Raw genomic sequence first — 18,629 nt, 5'->3', positions numbered from 1 at the left:
GCCCTGGACCTGAAGGGCGGCATCGCGCAGTCCTGCGACATCTATTTCTACCAGGCCGCGCTCACGGTCGGGCCGGACAAGATCGCGGCGGTCGCCCGCAAGTTCGGCCTGGGCGAGATCTTCGACATCGGGATTCCAGGTCAGAAGGCCGGCCTGGTTCCCGACACCGCCTACAAGCGCCGGCAGTTTCCCAAGGACCCGGTCTGGCATCCCGGCGAGACACCCAGCATGGGCATCGGTCAGGGCTATACCCACCTCAACCCGCTGCAGCTCTGCGTGCAGGCCTCGCGCCTGGCCAACGGACGCAAGGCGCTGCATCCGCGACTGGTGAAATCCATCGGCGGCGTGGAGCAGCCTTCAGGGGCGGCCTTCGGCGACCTGCCGTTCGAGGCCGCTCATATCGACTTCGTGCGGGCCGCCATGGCGGCGGTGACCATTTCGGGCACCGGCGCGGGCCTGAGCGATATGGGCCTGGGCGACATCAAGATGGCCGGTAAATCAGGCACGGCGCAGGCGTTCAACTACACCAGCGGCCACGGCCAACACGGCGCCACAGGCGAGTGGAAGTTCCGCGACCACGCCTGGTTCATCGCCTTTGCACCGGTCGACGAGCCGCGCTACGCGATGAGCGTCCTCGTCGAACACGGCGGGTTCGGGGCCAGCACCAGCGGGCCGCTGGCGCGTGAGCTTCTGCGCATCGCCCTGTTGAAGGACCCTGAGATCCGGGCGCGGGTGGAAAAGCCGCTGCCGCTGCCTCAGGCGCCGGCCGTCGAGACCGATCCCGACGTGGTCGATCCGCCGACCCCGGCCGCCGCCGCCATCCAGGCCGCACAGCAGCAGCCCACATGACCGTTTCCGCTCTCACCCGCCCCGGCGAACGCGACCGGCTGATCAACAAGTTCGGCGAGATCGACTGGATCTTCTGCCTGACCATCACACTGATCGCCGGCGCCGGCGCGGTGATGCTGTTCTCGATCGCGGGCTCCTCATGGACGCCGTGGGCGGCGCCGCACCTGGCGCGCTACGCGCTCTTCTTCGCGATCATGATCGTGCTGAGCCTGATCGACATCCGGGTGTGGTTCGCGCTGGCCTATCCGATCTACGGCGTGGGCTTCCTGCTGCTGATCGCGGTGATGTTCGTGGGCCACCACGCGCTGGGCGCGCAGCGGTGGTTGCAGGCCGGGCCGATCACCATCCAGCCTTCGGAGATCATGAAGATCGGCCTGGTGCTGGCCCTGGCGCGCTTCTACCACGGCGCATCGGGCAAGAGCGCCCAGCTCTCCTGGTGGCTGCTGATCCCGGCGCTGCTGATCCTGGCGCCCGTGGCGCTGGTGGCGAAGCAGCCCGACCTCGGCACCGCCATCCTGATGCTGCTCACCGGCGCCATCGTGGTGATCCTGGCGGGCCTGTCCTGGCGGCTGATCGCGGCCGGCCTGCTGGCGGTCGCCGTCCTCGTGCCTCCGGTGATCATGTTCGGCCTGCACGGCTATCAGAAGCAGCGCCTGACCACCTTCCTCGACCCGGAGAACGACCCGTCAGGCTCGGGCTATCACATCCTGCAGTCGAAGATCGCGCTGGGGTCCGGCGGCCTGCTCGGCAAGGGCTACGGCCTGGGCTCGCAGAGTCAGCTCAACTTCCTGCCGGAGAAACAGACCGACTTCATCTTCGCCACCCTGGCCGAGGAGTTCGGCTTCGTGGGCTGCATCTCGATCCTGGTGCTCTACGCGGCGGTGATCTTCATGGCGCTGCGCACCGCCTACCTGAGCCACAGCCACTTCGGACGCCTGGCCGCGGCCGGCGTGACCACGACCTTCGCCCTCTATGTGCTGATCAATGGCGCGATGGTCATGGGCCTGGCGCCGGTCGTGGGCGTGCCGATGCCGCTCCTGTCCTACGGCGGCACCGTCATGCTGACCGTCATGGTGGGCTTCGGCCTGGTGATGGCCGTGCGCGTCCACCGCTACGCCGAAGTCACCAGCGGCAAGGGCTCGCTGCTCTGAGGATGACACAGGGGACGATCTCGGGCATGGCTAGACCATGAGCGATCAGGCTATTCAGAGAATGGATTCGCCTGCAAGCTCCACCAGTCGGGTGGACGCGAGTTCGCGTCAGAACGGATTCGGCGCGCTACGGTTGCTCTTCGCCTCGCTGGTCATCCTTTCTCATGCGCCACAGATGCTGGACGGCGATATGTCCCGAGAGCCGATCCATCGGCTCTTTGGCAACCTCAGCTTCGGCTCGATTGCAGTCGATGGCTTCTTCCTCATCAGTGGCTATTTGATCACGGCGAGCTTCGTTTCGGATTCCGGTTCCTATGCCTGGAAAAGGATTCTGCGAATCTATCCTGGCTACATTGTTTGCTATCTGCTGTGCGTTCTGGTCGTCGCCCCGTTGGGCGGTGTCGATCTAGGAAACCTGAGCTTGCGGGACTGGGCAATACTCTTCGGACGGATGGCAATCCTGAAGCTCCCCGAGATGAACGGCGTCTTCACGGGTTTGCCAACACCTGCGCTCAACGGCTCAATGTGGACGATTATCTACGAAGCGCGCTGCTATATCGTCGCCGCCCTTCTCGGCCTGTCTGGCTTGTATCGGCACAAGGGTCTATTTTTCGCACTTCTGCTGTTTCTGCTGGCGGCAAACATTCTGATCCTCACTCCGGCCGCTCAGGTGGCGGCGTCCGCCACACGAGCGGTGTGGGGCGCGCTCGGTGAGCCAGTGCTGACGTTGCGGCTGACGACAGTCTTTCTCATCGGGTCGGCCCACAGAATCTTCAGCCCGCGTTATCGTGGATGGGTGGCTGCAGTCTGTGTGATTGCACTGGTGGCCGCCCTGTTTTCCGCCGCCTTGTCGGAACTCGCCGTGATGACCGTCGGCGGGTATGCGCTGTTCTGGACGGCGCTGAATGTGAAATTGCGTCCATTCCTGACGATCAATTCGAAGGACGATATCTCGTACGGCGTCTATCTGTACGCTTGGCCGATCGGTATGCTGATCCTGTGGTTTTGGCGCGACGTGCCGCTTCCAGTCTTCATTTTGGCGACGCTGGCCGGGGCCGTTGCCTGCGGCGCGGTAAGTTGGCGGCTGGTCGAGCGGCCGGCGCTCTTGCTGAAGGGAAAGCTGCGGCGCGGCCAGTCGGTCGACACAGCTACGCCAGGTGGCGAACTGGCGCCTCCCTGATGTCGCCAGGGGTGCCGCCGGCCCTGATCCTACCCCTTTTCCAGTCTCCCACGGATCTCGCTGGCCTTGCTCGCGGCCGTGTGGATCTCGGAGGAGATTTCGCCAGCGCTCAGGCGCTCGTGAACCCTTGAACCACCTCGGTTAGGATTACGTCCCCGATGCGGAGGGGTTCCTGGCCCAAAAGCGCGTCCAGCTTGTTGGACCCGGGCGTGGCGCGCGCCCGAAGTAGTCGATCCAGACGCTTAATCGATAAGGGTCACGCGCCAGGGCGCAGGGCGTCCAGGTCGCCGTCCCAGGGGAGTTTGCCACGGAAGCGCCGGATCTGCTCTTGCCGCTGGATGCGGATCAACGCCCGCAAGCCCAACTCGACAGCCTCGCGCTTGGTGCGCACCCCTGAGGCCTTCAAGGCGTCGGCCATGTGCGTATCATCAATGACGATGTTGGTTCGCATGATGCGTATCCAATTGGAGATTGATACACATCGTCGGGTGGACCGCGGAGGACAAGACCCCCCCGCGATCCGCTCCGATGAAGCCTACTGCTTGGCCAATGTCCCGCGGATTTCGCCCTTGGGGTTCGCGGCGGTGTGGATGTTGAAGTAGACCTTACCGGCGTTCAGGTCGGCGATCTGGGCGTCGGTCAGGGTCGCCGTGCCCTTGATCGGGCTGGCGCCGGCATTCGCGGCCGGCACGATCGGCGGGCCATCGCCGCCAGGCGCCGAGGCGTCATGGAAGTGGGCGGCCACCGCCGGTCCGCTCAGCCCTTTGTAGTTGACCGTGTAGCTGAAAGTCTTGCCGTCCAGCATGGCGAAGACGTCGCCGCTGCCGCTGCCGGTGCCGGCGAGCTTAGCGGTGTAGTGGACCATCTGGGCCGAAGCCGCGCCGGCGACCATCAGGCTCATGGCCGCAACCGCGGCGAACAATGTGTGACGCATCGTATTTTTCTCCCTCGTTTCCGGGCTGCCCCCGGACGCGCGGAAGGTTGCGCGCGCCGGCCGCCGGGCGCAACTGGCCTTAGCGGCGAAGCTGCGTCAGACGGAGAGCGCCTGGTCGGTGGCGCGCACCAGGGCGTCGACGATGCCGGGCTCGGTGGAGGCGTGGCCGGCGTCCCAGACCACCTCGAAGCGGGTCTGCGGCCAGACGGCCTTGAGCTTCCAGGCGGCTTCCATCGGGGTCACCACGTCGAAGCGGCCCTGCACGATCCAGCCGGGGATGTCCTGCAGCTTGGCCGCGTTGTTCAGGATCCAGCCTTCTTCCGGGAAGAAGCCGTGGTTGGCGAAGAAGTGGCACTCGATGCGGGCGAAGGCGATGGCGAAGTCGATCTCGTTGAATTTCGAAGGCCGCGCCTCCGGCCCCCGGATCGAGATGGTGTCGCCTTCCCACTGGCTCCAGGCCGCTGCGGCCTCGGCCTGGACGCGCCGGTCAGGGTGGGTCAGGCGCTTGTGGTAGGCGCTGATCATGTCGCCGCGCTCGGCCACGGGGATCGGCGCGCAGAACCGCGCCCACGCGTCCGGGAACAGCATGCAGGCGCCGTCCTGGTAGAACCAGGAGAGCTCCCGCTGGGTGAGCAGGAAGACGCCGCGCAGCACCAGGCTTTCCACCCGCTCGGGGTGTTTGATCGCGTAGGCCAGCGCCAGGGTCGAACCCCAGGAGCCGCCGAACACGCACCACTTCTCGACGCCGAGGTGCTCGCGCAGCCGTTCGATGTCGGCGATCAGGCTCCAGGTGGTGTTGTCGTCGAGGCTGGCGTTGGGACGGCTCTTGCCGCAGCCGCGCTGGTCGAACAGAGCCATGCGCCACTTCGCCGGGTCGAAGAACCGCCGCATGGTCGGATTGATCGCCCCGCCGGGACCGCCGTGCAGGATGACGCAGGGCCTGCCCTTCGGATTGCCGCACTCCTCGTAGTAGATCTCATGCACCCCGTCGGTCGGCAGCCAGCCCGAGGCGAAGGGCTCGTTGTCGACGAACAGCCCCCGCCGGTTCGAGGCGGCCGAGACGGCGGGCGGCGGGGTGCTGCGTTCCATCTGACCAATCTATCGCGCGAAGCGCCGTTCCAGCCAGCGCAGGATGAGGCGGTTCGCCTCTTCCGGCTTTTCCTGCCTACCTTTGCCGCAAATCGGGCGCGGCTGGAACGGGGAAGACTCGGCCGCTGAAGACGCTAAGAAGGCCCGATGACGGCGAAGCTATCACCTGAGCGCACACCCTGGGGTCTGGTGATCCTGTTGGGTGCGCTGACCGCCATGGGCCCGCTGGCCATCGACATGTACCTGCCGAGCCTGCCGTCGATCGGGGTCAGCTTGCACGCCTCGGCGGGCGAGACCCAGGCGACGGTGTCGGCGTTCCTGGCGGGCATGGCGATCGGCCAACTGTTCTACGGGCCGGCCTCGGACCGGCTGGGGCGGCGGCCGCCGATCATGTTCGGGGCGGTGGTCTATATCGCGGCCTCGGTCGCCTGCGGGTTCGCCACGACGCCGGCCCTGCTGATCGGGGGGCGGTTCATCCAGGCCCTGGGCGCCTGCGCCGGGGCGGTGGTCTCGCGCGCTGTGGTCCGCGACCGGTTCACCCATACCGAGACGGCGCGGATGCTGTCGCTGATGATGCTGATCATGGGTCTGGCCCCGATCCTGGCGCCGCTGTTGGGCGGCGCCTTGCTGGGCCTCGGCGGCTGGCGGCTGAACTTCTGGTTCATGGCCAGCTTCGGCGTGGCGGTGGGCCTGGCCGGCTTGCTGCGCCTGAGCGAGAGCCGTTCGGAGGAGACCACCGCGCATGCGGCGAGCGAGAGCCCGCTGCAGGCCTATCTGGCCCTGATGCGCGAGCCCCGGCTGGTGGGCTATGCGCTGGCCGGCGCGCTGAACGGAGCGACGCTCTTCACCTATATCGCCTCGTCGCCGGACCTGCTGATCAAGACCTACGGCATCCCCGCCTCGGCGTTCGGCTGGGTGTTCGGGTTGAACGCGGTGGGGATCATCGGCTCGAACCAGGTGAACCGCTTCCTGCTGCGCCGGCGCACGCCTGACCAGGTGCTGGCCAAGGCCAGTCTCATCTCCGTTGGCTTTGCCGTGCTCCTGATGGTCGCCGCGGTGACGGGGATCGGCGAACGGTGGAGCGTGCTGCCACTGCTTTTCCTGCTGCTCTCCAGCTACGGCTTCATGCAGGGCAACACCATGGCCGGAGCCCTGAATGTCGATCCGCGCCGGGCCGGCGCCATCTCGGCGCTGATGGGGGCGGTCTCGTTCGGCACCGGCGCGGTCGCCTCGGCCGCCGCAGGCGTGCTGCATGACGGCACGCCCCGGCCCATGGCGGTAGTGATGCTGGCGGCCCTGATCGGCTCAGGGCTCTGCCTGCATCTGCTGGCGCTACCGAAGCAGTCGACCAAGCTCCCCGCCTAGATCGGATCCACGCCGCGGGCCGCCCAGACCAGGATCGCCCAGCCGGCCAGGAAACTTAAGCCCCCGAACGGGGTCACGATGCCGACCCAGCGCGGCGCGCCGAACGCCAGGGCGTAGAGGGAGCCGGAGAACAGCAACACGCCGCTCAGGAAGAAGGCCGGGGCGAACCGCGCCCGCCGCGCGCCGACCTGCATGAAGGTGGCGCAGGCGAAGGTGGCCATGGTGTGCATGAAACCGTACATGGCGCCGGTCCTGAGCAGCTCCTGCGCCCGCGGGTCGCCTTCCATGCCATGGGCCGCAAAGGCCCCGACCGCCACGGCCACGAAGCCGCCCGCTGCGGCGAAGGTCATCCAATTGCGGCGGCTCCAGAGGCCCATCAGCCCCAAACCTGCGGGCGGCGGTCCTTCCAGGGGGCTTCGTTCTCCAGCTGGGCGGCCAGGCGGAAGAGGGTGGCTTCGTCGGCGTATTTGGCGGTGAACATCATGCCGATCGGCAGGCCGTCCTGGGACATGCCCAGCGGCAGGGAGATCGACGGCTGGCCCGAGAAGTTGAACGGCGCGCAGTAGGGATAGAGCTGGGCCTGGCGTTCATTGACCTCGCGAGGGGGAACGGCGACCGGGTCCAGCCAGCCGATCTCGGGGGCCGGGGCCGTCATCACCGGCGTCAGGTAGGCGTCCAGGTTCTCGAAGGCCGCCAGGGTGCGGTAGTTCATCGCCCGCATCGCCTGCAGCGACCGCATCGCCTCGGCCCCGGTGACCCGGCGGCCCGCCTTGAGCGAGGCCCAGGTCAGCGGCTCCAGCTCATCCGGCTCCGGCTCGCGCCCGATCTCGTCGATGATCCGGCTCATCCCGCCGGCGAAGTTGGCGCCGCCCGCGGGCCCGCGGGCGAGGTTGAGGGCGCGGAAATCGACGTCCAGGCGCCGCTCGAAGACGTCGTGGCCGAGTTGGCTCAGCAGAGCGACCGTCGCCAGAAGCGTCGCCTCGACGTCGGGATGCAGTTCGCGGCCGGCGCGCCAGCCGATCCGCAGCCGCCCGGGGCTGGCCTGGATCTCCTCCATGTACGGCCGCGCCTTCGGCGGCGGCGCATAGGGCGAGGCGGGGTCGGGATAGCCGGTGGCGTCCAGCATGGCCGCGGAGTCGCGCACGGTGCGGGTCATCACATTGTCGACCACCAGGCCATAGGCGTAGTCGTAGCCGTCCGGCCGGTTCGGATTGCGGTCGCGGGTGACCTTGAGGCCGACCACCCCGCAGCACGCCGCCGGGATACGGATCGAGCCCAGCCCGTCGCCGCCGTGTGCGAGCGGCACGATCCCCGCAGCCACCGCCGCAGCCGAGCCGCCGGACGAGCCGCCGGTCGAATGGCCTGGACTCCAGGGATTGCGGCAGGCGCCAAGGAAGGCGCTCTCGGTGGTCCCGGTGATGCCGAACTCCGGCAGGTTGGACTTGCCGACGGGCACGACGCCGGCCTGCCGGTAGCGGCGCGTGAGCCCGCCGTCCTCGGCGTCGACTACATGGCGGCAGAACCGGCTGCCCGAGGTGCGCGGCCAGCCCGCCACCGGCATATGCAGGTCCTTGATCAGGAACGGCACGCCCTTGAACGGACCGTCCGGCAGGTCGCCGGTCGCCCAGCGCCGCGCGTCGTCATAGCCCTTGTAGACCACCGCGTTGAGGGTCGGATTGTGCTTTTCGATACGCTCGATGGCGGCCTCGACAAGTTCCAGCGGCGTCACCGCCTTTTTGGCGACCAGTTCGGCCAGGCCCAGGCCGTCGTAGTCCGCGTAATCGGGCATTTCCATGGACTTACCTCGTGCCGCCGGTGGTCAGGAAGGCCAGCTTGGGCACCGGCTGCAGGGACGCCGATTGCCGTTTGAGCTCGCCGAAGGCCCCGTCGGCGGCGTCGAGCGCGGCCTCGATGTCGGCTTCGGTCATGGCCGCGCAGAGGAACATGTTGTGCCACGGGTGCACGTAGACGCCGCGCTCCAGCATGGCGCTGGAGAAGCAGAAGCCCTTCCTGAGGTCTGGATCGTCGTCGAACAGGAAGAGCGGCATGGTCACCGGCCCGGTCTGGCGGAACGCGAACCCGGCCGCCGAGGCGCGCTCGGCGAGGCCTGCGCGCAGCCGCTCGCCGAGCGTGGTGATCCGCTCCAGGTAGTCGGTCCCGCGCACCAGCCCCAGCGTCTCAAGCGCGGCGGCCATGGGCGCGGCCTGGAACCAGAAGGAGCCGGTGACGAAGATCGAGGCGGCGGCCTTGCGGGCCTTATCATTGCCGAGCAGGGCCGAGAGGCCATGGCCATTGGCGAGGCACTTGCCCCAGGTCGAGAGGTCCGGCTGCACGCCGATCTTCGACCAGGAGCAGTCGCGCGCCAGCCGCAGGCCCGCGCGGACGTCGTCGACGATCAAGAGGGCGCCGGTCTGGTCGCAGAGTTCGCGGGCCCTGCGCGCATACGCAGGATTGGGCTCGGCCTGATCGATGAAGGCGTCGTGCTTAAAGGGCGCGGCGAAAATGCAGGCGAGGTCGTCGCCGGCCTGAGCCACCGCGGCCTCCAGGCTCGCCACGTCATTGTAGTCGCAGAGGATCTGGTAGGCGCGGTCGGTCTCCAGGGCGCCGGTCGGCCGCGGCACGCACCAGGGGGCCGCGCCGTGATAGGCGCCCTTGGCCCGGATGACGATCTTGCGCCGGGTGTGCGCCCGCGCCGCGGTCAGAGCCATGGTGGTGGCGTCGGTGCCGTTCTTGCAGAACATCGCCCAGTCTGCGTGGCTGACCATGGCGACCATGGCCTCCGCCAGCTCGACCATCAGGGCGGTCGGGCCGGTGAGGGTGTCGCCAAGGCCAAGCTGGCGGACAAAGGCGGCGTCGATCTGCGGATTAGCGTAGCCGAACAGATTCGGGCCGTAGGCGCACATCAGGTCGAGGTATTTGCGCCCGTCGACGTCCCAGATGTGGGCGCCTTCGCCGCGCTCGAAATACTGCGGGTAGTCGTCGGGCAGCAGGGCCGTGGACTGGTGGCCGTACATGCCGCCGGGGATCACCGCCTCGGCGCGTTCGCGCAGTTCCCGGTCACGACTGTTGCTGGCCGGCATGGGCGTCTCCCTGATCGTTGATCAGACATTACGCGCGGGCGCGGCGGCGTCCACCGGGACTCCGCGCCAAATGATCGGGGACCGGCGACTCCGTGTAAGGCCCAGGAACCATGCCGCTCACCGTGCGCCTTGGCCTCTTCTACGGGGCGATCTTCATCGGGACGGGGGTCAGTTCGCCCTATCTGCCGGTGTGGTTCGCCCACCACGGACTGTCGGGCAGCCGGATCGGGCTGATCCTGTCGCTGCCGATGATGGCCAGGGCCTTCACAGCCCCGCTGCTGGCGGTCTGGGCGGATAGCTTCAAGCTCCGGCGCACCGCCTTGATCGTCCTGTCGCTGGGCGTGACGGTCGCCTACGCGGCCATGGTGGCGCCGATGGGCTTCGCCGGCTGGGCGGTGGTCTGGTTCGCGGCGTCTTCGATGTACACGACCCTGTCGCCGCTGGCGGACGTGATTGTACTGCGCCGCGCGCGGATCGATGGCTTCAACTACGGCTGGCCGCGGGGCATCGGCTCGGCGGCCTTCATCGTCGGCAATGTCGGCATGGGGGCGATCCTGACCCACGGATCGCCGGAATTTGTGCTGGTCTGGATGATCGCCGCCGTCGCAGTGACGGCGCTCGCCGCGCGGTTCCTGCTGCCGCCCGACCCGGTGCACGAAGAGGGGCACGTCAGCGACCTTTCAGACCGGATGGCGGGCCTGTCAGGCCTTCTACGCGACCCGGCGTTCATGACCGCGGCGGTGTCGGCGGGCCTGATCCAGTCGGCGCACGCCTTCTACTATGCGTTCTCGACTCTCGCTTGGAAACGCCAGGGAATCCCGGAGGATATGACCGGCATCCTGTGGGCCGTGGGCGTCTCGGCCGAGATTGTCTTCATGTGGTTCCTGGAGCCGTGGCGGCGACGGATGGGGCCGCGGAACCTGCTGACGCTCGGCGCGGCGGCGGCGATCGTGCGATGGAGCGCGCTGGCGGTCGCGCCGCCGCTCTGGCTGCTGTTCCCGCTGCAGGCGCTGCATGCGCTGAGCTATGCCGCGACCTTCTTCGCCTCGCTGCTGCTGGTGGAGCGGCTGTCGACGCCGCGCAACGCGTCGGCCGCCCAGGCGCTCAACTCGGCGCTTTCCGGCGGGGTGCTGTCGGGCCTGGCGACCATGGCGTCCGGACCGCTGTTCGACCGGTTCGGCGCGCGGGGCTATCTGCTGATGGCGGCGATGTGCGCGGTGGGGCTGATCGGGGCCGTCAGGCTCTATGGCCTGCGCCGGCTCGATCCGGCCTGAGCGGAGCGGGCGTTTCCCGGACGACTCCGGCGGCTTCGCCATGAATGCCTTGCTCGACCGGTTACTGGCCTTTGGGGGAAGCCGGGACGGTGAGCATAATGGGAGCATGTTTGCATTCGACGCCCCGGCTCCTACCATTCGCCGGAGACCCCGTGAAAAGGGTTGGGGCGTCAGCAAATGGCTAGCGACACCAGCGCCAAGCGAGATTTGCCTCTGCACAGAGCTTGGCTTCGGCTGGCCTATGCTGTCGCGAACATTTTCAGATCCAATATCGAGGCGCGGCGAGTCCTTTGGGGAGAGGCGACACTTCACCGAATGCGCAAGATCTTTACTTCACGGGTCGCGAAATTGCGGAAGCTCAGCAGAGAGGAGTCTCTTCTTTCATTTTTGATCAATCACGTCAGGGTGGTGTTAAGATTTTCGTCCCGAAAATATGATATATATAGGAATAATATTCCAAAAATCTCGACGAGATACACCCGAGAATATCTATCCACTGAACTTTCTGTTGTGGAGAAGAGGGATATATTTCTATTCCATCACCTTTTATTGATAAAGAGATTTAACCCATCCTCCATGAATATGATGGCAAGGTCTAATTTGAATATTTGGAATATAGAAGTCAATAGAAATAAGTATTCCATTGTAATGAGTATGGATAAGAGTAAGTGCGGAGAAGGTGATGTTGTCCTTGAATTCATCGAGAATAAGACCTGCTTATTTGATCTGTCTTTCACATTTGCGCCCGGCTGCGTCGTCGGTTCTGAAGATGCGTCGGTCGTCCTCATCACTCGCCTACAGGGGCGTCCAAATCGGTTCGATGCGATCCGGCGCGCCACGAAGGCCTGCGGAGACATCTTTCCGGGTCACGTCCTGCTGGGCGCGGCGGAGGGTGTCGCCGGGACGGTCGATATTACGAGGGTGTGTGGTGTGGGTACCCACCAACAGCTGTCCAGCCGCTGGGGGAACGGGCGCTTCAACTACGACGGCTTCTGGGAGGAGCTGTTCGAGGAGCGTTGCGGCGCCTGGTACACGGCGGCGGTGCCAATTCCGCGAAAGCCCCTGAGCGAAGTCTCGAAGGCCCATCGTCGCAGGACTAAGCGCAAGCGGCTGTTCAAGGACGCTGTTGCGAACGAAGTCGGGCGATCGCTCGCTCCGCACCTGCGGTAGATTTCACAGCTCTCACGTATCTGTGCGGTAGCCGCTTGCCGGACACTGGGGCGGGTCGCCTAATGTCCGCTCGAGCGTGGAGGACAGGCATGCGTTCATTGAGCGTTTCCAAGCCTTGGGGCCTTGACGAGATCAAGGTGGTCGAGGCGCCCGATCCGGTCCCCGGCCATCGCGAGGTGCTGGTGCGGATGCGCGCGGTGTCGCTGAACTACCGCGACCTCCTGATGGTGAGCGGCATGTACGGCCGCATGCCGGCCACGACCGGCGCGATCACGCCCTTCTCCGACGGTTGCGGGATCGTCGAGGCGGTGGGGCCGGGCGTGACGCGGCTGCAGCCGGGAGACCGGGTGGCGACGATGTTCTTCCAGGACTGGATCTCCGGCTCGCCGACGCTGGCGAAGCTCTCGTCGTCGCTCGGCTCACCGATCCCAGGCGCCGGCCGCGAGTTGGCGGTGTTCAGCCAGGAGGGGCTCTCAAAGGTCCCGGACTTCCTCACCGATCAGCAGGCGGCGACCTTGCCGTGCGCGGCCCTGACCGCCTGGCGGGCGTTGTTCGAGGACGCGGACCTACGCCCCGGCGACACGGTGGCGCTGCAGGGAACCGGAGGGGTCTCGATCTTCGGCCTGCAATTCGCCCATGCGGCGGGCCTGCGCACCGTGATCACCTCGTCCTCCGACGAGAAACTGGCGCGAGCCAAGGCGATGGGCGCCGACCACCTGGCCAACTATCGAACCGATCCGGAATGGTCGAAGGCGGTGCGCGCGGCGACCGGCGGCGTGGGCGCGGACCTGATCATCGAGGTCGGCGGCGGCGGCACCATCGAGCAGAGCATGAAGGCCATCAGGATTGGCGGCCACGTGGCCATCGTGGGCGTGGTGGCGGGCCCGGGCTCGGGCTTCAACACTGCCGCCCTGATCGGCAATTCGGCGAGGCTGCAGGGCGTGTCGGTGGGCTCGCGCGATATGTTCGAGGCCATGTGCCGCCTGATCGAGTTGCATCGCATCGAACCGGTGGTCGACAAGGTCTTCCCCTGGACCGAGGCGAAGGCGGCCTTCGCCGCCATGCGGGGCGGCGAGCATTTCGGGAAGATCGTGCTGGAATTCTGATCCCGGCGTAGGCTTGGCCAAGACCTGTGGAAGGATGCCATGAAAACCAAAGGAATCAATCACCTGGCGCTGGTCTGCCGCGACATGGTCGAGACGGTGGCGTTCTACGCCGGCGCGCTCGGCATGCCGCTGGTGAAGACTGTGGCCCTGCCGGATGGCGGCCAGCATTTCTTCTTCGATTGCGGTGGTGGCGCGCTGCTGGCGTTCTTCTGGTGGCCGGACGTCCCGGCAGCCGCGCCGGGGATCGCCTCGGTGAAGGATTTCCCGGCCGAGCCGCGCTCGGCGGTGGGCTCGATGAACCACGTGGCCTTCGACATGGACGAGAGCGAGCTGGAAACCTCGATCGAGCGGCTGCGGGCCGCGGGCGTGCACGTCTCCGTGCCGATCGTCGTCAATCATGACGACAGCCCGATGGGCGTGGCTCGCGAGATGCACGAGGGCGTCTGGGTGCGCTCGGTCTATTTTCGCGATCCCAACGGCATTATGCTGGAGTTCGCTGCCACCTTGCGCGATTTCCGCCCGGACGACGTGGCCCACACGCCTGGCCGCGCGCTGACGGCGGCGGGCGCCTGACGTGCCGCGCCTGAGGCAGGTCAGCCGCGCTGAGGCCACCTCCGATGTCGTCCTGAAGACTTACGACCTGTTGTTCGGCGACCGCGATCCGGTGGCCGAGCCCGGCACGACCACAGGCACCAGCGGCGACTGGTGGACGGTATTCGCCCTGGTCCCGGACGTGCTGGAACACGCCAACCGCGGTTTCGCCCTCTACCGCAGCTCGAAGCGCAAGCTGGATCCGGTGCTGCGCGAGCTCGCGCAGACCCGCGTCGGCTGGGCCAAGGCCAGCCAGTTCGTCTACTCTCAGCACTGCAAGTCCCTACGCGGCCTGAACGTCGAGGAGGCGAAGATCGCCGCTATTCCGCACTGGCAGGTCGCCGACTGCTACGACGGCAAGGAACGCGTGGTCCTGGCCTATGCCGATTGCCTGGCGCTGCAGGCCGGACGCACGCCGGATGCGGTGTTCGAAGCCCTGAAGGCCTTCCTCTCTGACGAGGAGATCCTGGAGCTGACCTACATCGCCTGCCTCTACGACATGCATGCGGTGATGAGCCGCGCGCTGCGCACCGAATTCGACGACCGCGACGATCCGATGGTCGAAGTGGTGGCCCCGGCGGATTTTAGCGGTCAGGACTTCCTGGATATTGGTCGGAGACGTTGAGTCTTGTGGGGTCACCAATGTTCCCCTGCCTGAAGGCTTAATGAGTAGTTTCAGTAATCATTTGGAAACCTGCGACATATTGGTAAATACCAGATTCAGTATGTAGGTTGACCACGGTTTAATCTCGTTGGGCGTAGATGTTCTCCTCGCCCGGGGAGATATCCATGACCGTAGGTACTGTGAATTCGGCCTTTCCGACCGGCACAGACATGGATCAGATCGACGTTGGCCTGTTTGCTGCCGGCACGAACAGCGCCGAAAGCGCGTCGGGCTTCACGGTCACGATCGGCTCGGAAGTCCTGGTCATCGGCGGCTCGGGCCTGACCTACGACGGCTCGGGGACCGTGACCGGCGGTACGATCACGGCGATCCAGGACTCCTATCAGGGCGCGGTGAATTTCAATCTCAACGGCGTCTCGCTGTCGGCCGCGTCGCTGGTGAGTTGGGCGGCCGCCGACGACAACACCTCGCTGATGAACAGCCTGTTCTCCGGGGCCGACACGATCACCGGCGGTCCGCTGGACGACATCCTGCGCGCCTATGGCGGCAATGACTCCATAGCCGGCGGGGCCGGGGACGACACCCTCGACGGCGGCGCTGGGTCCGACACGATCGACGGGGGGGCTGGTCACGACGTGATCATCACCGGCGGCGGCGCCGACACGATCATCATCGAGAAGGGCCAATCGGCCGTCTCGTCGGCGGCGGCCGATGTGATCACCGATTGGACCTCCAGCGACACCCTGACCTTCGCCCACGGCCCGGTCGGGGCCTCGGACTATGTGGAGACCACCGCGGCGAGCTTCGCGGCCGCGACCACCACCGCCAACGGGCTGATCGCGGCCGGAACCGCCGACGTGGTGGTCGTGGCGGTCGGCGCCGACCTGGTGGTGTTCGCCGACAGTGGCAACGACAACGGCGTTGCGGATGACGCGGTGGTGCTCCAGGGGCGCAGCCTGACCGACATCAGCATCAGCAACTTCACGCTGAGCCCGGCGCCGGTCGTCACCTCGCCGCCGCCGCCGCCGCCTCCGCCGCCCCCGCCGCCGCCCACCACGACACCGCCGCCGCCGACCGGTGGCTCGGCGGGCGCGCCCGTCGTCGTCGTCCTCGACGGCACCGACGGAGACGACCGGCTGACGGCCAATGCGACGGTGACGGAGATCCACGCCGGCGCGGGCAACGACACGGTGATCGGCGCCTCGGTGGCCGACTATCTGCGTGGCGACGACGGCAACGACTCGCTCCAGGGCGGCTCGGCCTTCGATGACATCAACGGCAACAAGGGCAACGACACCATCGACGGCGGGAGTGGCGGTTCCGACTGGCTGGTCGGCGGCCAGGGCGACGACCTGATCACCGCGCATCACAGCCAAAACCTGATCTACGGCAACCTGGGCAACGACACCCTGATCAGCGGCGACGGCGTGGATATCGTGCGCGGCGGCCAGGGCGACGACTCGATCGTCGGCGGGGCCGGTAACGATTTCATTTCCGGCGACCGCGGCAACGACACCGAGAGCGGCGGGGCCGGCGCCGACACGTTCCACTTCTCGCAGGACGCCGGCATCGACAAGGTTTTGGACTTCAACTACGCCGAAGGCGACCGCGTACAACTCGACCCCGGCACCACCTATACCGTGAGCCAGGTGGGTTCCGACACCATCATCGACACCGGCGGCGGCAACGAGATGATCCTGGTGGGCGTGAAGCTTTCCAGCCTGCCGTCCGATTGGATATTCGGCGCCTGAGGCGCCGCCGCCTGATCCAAATCGAGCCATGGGTTCCGGGCTAAAACCCGGCCGCGCCGCCGCCCCGTAGGGGCGGCGACGAGTCCACGTCTGGCCCTGTGATTGCAGTCGAGCTGACCGAGTGTCCGAAAATGGGCGCTGGGGAGTCTCGACATGCCGCTGCCCACGGAAACCGTCAGCCAGGCCGGCAGTGGCCTCATCTTCCAGAACTGGTACGGCGATGGCGTCACCGACGCCTTCCGCAGCGCGATCCTCACCGCCGAACACGACTTCCAGAGCCACTTCACCAATCCGGTGACCGTGGTGATGAGCTTCGACCTGCAGCCGATGAGCGCCGACTTCAGCGCCCGCAACGATTTCAACATCGTGACGGTGAGCTACGACACCCTTGTCTCCGCGCTGAAGGCCCACGCCACAACCACCGACGACCTGACCGCCATCGCCGGCCTGCCGACCAGCGACCCGTCGCACGGCCTGGGCTTCAATCTCGCCGCGCCGGAAGCGCGTGTTCTGGGCCTCGCAGAGCCGACCTTCAGCATCGACGACGCGGTCGTGCTGAACGGCGATATCGGCTTCACCTTCGGCCAGGACGCCGTCGCCGCCATCGAGCACGAGATGTCTGAGGGCGTGTTCGGCCGTCTGGGGAGCCTGGGCGTCGATAACCAGCCCTTCGAGCCCATGGACCTGTTCCGTTTCACCGCGAATGGGGTGCGCGACTACACCGGCGGCCAGGACGGGCAATCGGCCTTCTTCGGCCTCGACGGCGCCCACGTCACGGACCTTCAGTTCCACAATTCGATCAACAGCGCCGGCGCCGACGACGGCTTCGACCTGGGCGACTGGGCGCACACGGTGGGCGACGCCTTCGGCCCAGACGGCCCGCAGTCGGCGGGCGCGATGTCGGCCACGGACCTCCAGTCGCTCGACGTCATCGGCTGGACCCCGGCGGGTGGGACCGGGCCAACCGGCGGCTCGGCGGGCGCGGCGACCTCGGCGGCGGCGGGCCAGGTAATGTCCGCCTCCGCCACCGCGACCCAGGTCCAGGGCGGGGCCGGGAACGACACCATCACCGGCGCGCCGGTGGCCGACTACCTGCGTGGCGGCGACGGGAACGACTCGGTCCAGGGCGGCAGCGCTTTCGACGACATCAACGGCAACAAGGGCGACGACACCATCGACGGCGGCTCAGGCGGCGGCGACTGGCTGGTCGGGGGCCAGGGCGACGACCTGATCGTCTCACACCACGGCGACGACGTGCTCTACGGCAACCTGGGCAACGACACCCTGCGGGGCGGCGACGGCGCGGAGATCATCCGCGGCGGCCAGGGCGATGACTCGATCACGGGCGGTGCGGGAAACGACTTCATCTCCGGCGACCGGGGCAATGACACCGAGAGCGGCGGGGCCGGCGCCGACACCTTCCACTTCTCGCAGGACGCCGGCGTCGATCGGGTGCTGGACTTCAACTACGCCGAAGGCGACCGCGTGCAGCTCGATCCGGGAACCACCTACACGCTCAGCCAGGTTGGGTCCGACACCATCGTCGACACCGGGAACGGCAATGAGATGATCCTGGTGGGCGTGAAGCTTTCCAGCCTGCCATCGGACTGGATCTTCGGGGCCTAACGCTGGAGCCAGGCGAAGATCGCCTCGGCGGCCTGTTCGGCGGAGAGCTGTGTCGTGTCGATGCGGATCTCGGCGTTTTCCGGGGCCTCATAGGGGCTGTCGACGCCCGTGAAGTTCTTCAACTGCCCGGCGCGGGCCTTGGCGTAGAGCCCCTTCACGTCGCGCTTTTCCGCCTCGGCGATGGGCGTGTCGACGAAGACCTCGACGAACTCGCCTTCGGCCATCAGCTCGCGCGCCATTCGCCGCTCGGCGCGGAAGGGCGAAATGAAGCTGACCAGCACGATCAGGCCGGCGTCGACCATCAGCTTGGCCACCTCGGCCACGCGGCGGATGTTCTCGACGCGGTCCTCCTCGGTGAAACCCAGGTCCTTGTTCAGGCCGTGGCGCACATTGTCGCCGTCCAACAGGTAGGTGTGGCGGCCCTCGGCCAGCAGCCGCTTCTCCACCAGGTTGGCGATCGTCGACTTGCCGGCGCCGGAAAGGCCGGTCAGCCAGACGACCTGCGCCTTCTGGCCCTTGGCGGCAGATCGCGTCTGCTTGTCGACATCCATCGCCTGCCAGTGGATGTTCTGGCTGCGGCGCAGGGCGAAGTGCAGCAGGCCCGCGCCCACCGTGCGGTTTGAAATCCGGTAGATCAGGATGAAGCCGCCGAGGTCGTGGTTCTCGGCATAGGGATCGAAGGCGATCGGCGCATCGAGCGCCAGGTTGCAGACGCCGATCTCGTTGAGCTCCAGCTTGCGCGCGGCCAGTTGCTCGAGCGTATTGACGTTGACCTTGTACTTGGGCTCGGCGACCTGGGCGGTGACCGTGCGGGTTCCGAGTTTCAAGAGGTACGGGC

Annotated in this window: 18 protein-coding genes; 11 read left to right on the top strand and 7 right to left on the bottom strand. The window is 66.8% G+C overall.

Features of this window, described 5'->3' with window-relative positions; translation table 11 throughout:
- The 3 genes from VHS75_RS18845 to VHS75_RS18835 form a co-directional block, all read left to right on the top strand.
- A partial coding sequence (locus tag VHS75_RS18845; protein ID WP_329640156.1) for a penicillin-binding transpeptidase domain-containing protein occupies window positions 1-849 on the top strand: 849 nt, incomplete at its 5' end.
- Window positions 846-2,000, top strand: coding sequence for a rod shape-determining protein RodA (gene rodA / locus VHS75_RS18840; protein ID WP_329640155.1), 1,155 nt, complete (start codon window positions 846-848; stop codon window positions 1,998-2,000). The genes VHS75_RS18845 and rodA, both read left to right, overlap by 4 nt.
- Before the next feature lie 37 nt (window positions 2,001-2,037).
- Window positions 2,038-3,180, top strand: a complete 1,143-nt coding sequence (locus VHS75_RS18835; protein WP_329640154.1) for an acyltransferase — start codon at window positions 2,038-2,040, stop codon at window positions 3,178-3,180.
- A 256-nt stretch (window positions 3,181-3,436) separates the two neighbouring features.
- Here VHS75_RS18835 and VHS75_RS18830 read toward each other — a convergent pair whose 3' ends face one another.
- The 3 genes from VHS75_RS18830 to pip form a co-directional block, all read right to left on the bottom strand.
- Window positions 3,437-3,631: a type II toxin-antitoxin system VapB family antitoxin gene (locus tag VHS75_RS18830; protein ID WP_329640153.1), complete on the bottom strand. Its 195-nt coding sequence runs from the start codon at window positions 3,629-3,631 to the stop codon at window positions 3,437-3,439.
- Window positions 3,632-3,715: 84 nt separating this feature from the next.
- Window positions 3,716-4,114, bottom strand: coding sequence for a CHRD domain-containing protein (locus VHS75_RS18825; protein ID WP_329640152.1), 399 nt, complete (start codon window positions 4,112-4,114; stop codon window positions 3,716-3,718).
- Between the two features lie 96 nt (window positions 4,115-4,210).
- Window positions 4,211-5,203: a prolyl aminopeptidase gene (gene pip / locus VHS75_RS18820; RefSeq protein WP_329640151.1), complete on the bottom strand. Its 993-nt coding sequence runs from the start codon at window positions 5,201-5,203 to the stop codon at window positions 4,211-4,213.
- A gap of 147 nt (window positions 5,204-5,350) precedes the next feature.
- On the opposite strand from pip, the gene VHS75_RS18815 reads away from it, so the two are divergent.
- The gene (locus VHS75_RS18815) at window positions 5,351-6,568 is read left to right on the top strand and encodes a multidrug effflux MFS transporter (RefSeq protein ID WP_329640150.1); all 1,218 of its coding nucleotides are present in this window, start codon (window positions 5,351-5,353) and stop codon (window positions 6,566-6,568) included.
- Here the strand turns inward: VHS75_RS18815 and VHS75_RS18810 are convergent.
- The 3 genes from VHS75_RS18810 to VHS75_RS18800 are packed head-to-tail and all read right to left on the bottom strand — an operon-like array spanning window position 6,565 to window position 9,648.
- Window positions 6,565-6,918 carry a DUF423 domain-containing protein gene (locus VHS75_RS18810; RefSeq protein ID WP_329640149.1) on the bottom strand — a complete coding sequence of 118 codons (354 nt, stop codon included), beginning with the start codon at window positions 6,916-6,918 and terminating at the stop codon, window positions 6,565-6,567. The two genes, VHS75_RS18815 and VHS75_RS18810, sit on opposite strands and share 4 nt — an antisense overlap.
- A 26-nt stretch (window positions 6,919-6,944) precedes the next feature.
- The gene (locus VHS75_RS18805; RefSeq protein WP_329640148.1) at window positions 6,945-8,363 is read right to left on the bottom strand and encodes an amidase; all 1,419 of its coding nucleotides are present in this window, start codon (window positions 8,361-8,363) and stop codon (window positions 6,945-6,947) included.
- 4 nt (window positions 8,364-8,367) lie between these two features.
- On the bottom strand, window positions 8,368-9,648 hold the full coding sequence (locus VHS75_RS18800) for an aminotransferase class III-fold pyridoxal phosphate-dependent enzyme (RefSeq protein ID WP_329640147.1): 1,281 nt from the start codon (window positions 9,646-9,648) through the stop codon (window positions 8,368-8,370).
- 110 nt (window positions 9,649-9,758) lie between these two features.
- On the opposite strand from VHS75_RS18800, the gene VHS75_RS18795 reads away from it, so the two are divergent.
- The 7 genes from VHS75_RS18795 to VHS75_RS18765 all read left to right on the top strand — a co-directional run bounded on the left by VHS75_RS18795 (window position 9,759) and on the right by VHS75_RS18765 (window position 17,791).
- The gene (locus VHS75_RS18795) at window positions 9,759-10,922 is read left to right on the top strand and encodes an MFS transporter (protein WP_329640146.1); all 1,164 of its coding nucleotides are present in this window, start codon (window positions 9,759-9,761) and stop codon (window positions 10,920-10,922) included.
- Between the two features lie 315 nt (window positions 10,923-11,237).
- Window positions 11,238-12,092 (top strand): DUF535 family protein, encoded by an 855-nt coding sequence (locus VHS75_RS18790; protein ID WP_329640145.1) that lies wholly within the window; start codon window positions 11,238-11,240, stop codon window positions 12,090-12,092.
- Between the two features lie 89 nt (window positions 12,093-12,181).
- Window positions 12,182-13,198, top strand: a complete 1,017-nt coding sequence (locus tag VHS75_RS18785; protein ID WP_329640144.1) for an NAD(P)-dependent alcohol dehydrogenase — start codon at window positions 12,182-12,184, stop codon at window positions 13,196-13,198.
- A gap of 39 nt (window positions 13,199-13,237) precedes the next feature.
- Window positions 13,238-13,771 (top strand): VOC family protein, encoded by a 534-nt coding sequence (locus VHS75_RS18780; protein WP_329640143.1) that lies wholly within the window; start codon window positions 13,238-13,240, stop codon window positions 13,769-13,771.
- A gap of 1 nt (window position 13,772) precedes the next feature.
- Window positions 13,773-14,414: a carboxymuconolactone decarboxylase family protein gene (locus VHS75_RS18775; RefSeq protein ID WP_329640142.1), complete on the top strand. Its 642-nt coding sequence runs from the start codon at window positions 13,773-13,775 to the stop codon at window positions 14,412-14,414.
- A gap of 164 nt (window positions 14,415-14,578) precedes the next feature.
- Window positions 14,579-16,165, top strand: a complete 1,587-nt coding sequence (locus tag VHS75_RS18770) for a calcium-binding protein (RefSeq protein WP_329640141.1) — start codon at window positions 14,579-14,581, stop codon at window positions 16,163-16,165.
- A gap of 153 nt (window positions 16,166-16,318) precedes the next feature.
- Window positions 16,319-17,791 (top strand): NF038122 family metalloprotease, encoded by a 1,473-nt coding sequence (locus VHS75_RS18765; RefSeq protein ID WP_329640140.1) that lies wholly within the window; start codon window positions 16,319-16,321, stop codon window positions 17,789-17,791.
- Here VHS75_RS18765 and cysC read toward each other — a convergent pair.
- Window positions 17,788-18,629: adenylyl-sulfate kinase (cysC, locus tag VHS75_RS18760; RefSeq protein WP_329640139.1), on the bottom strand; the 842-nt coding region annotated here is incomplete at its 5' end. The genes VHS75_RS18765 and cysC overlap by 4 nt on opposite strands.

The organism is Phenylobacterium sp. (assembly GCF_036264965.1).
Taxonomy (GTDB): domain Bacteria; phylum Pseudomonadota; class Alphaproteobacteria; order Caulobacterales; family Caulobacteraceae; genus Phenylobacterium.
The sequence above is the reverse complement of the archived record's forward strand: the minus strand, read 5'-3'. Positions and strand labels throughout refer to the sequence as shown.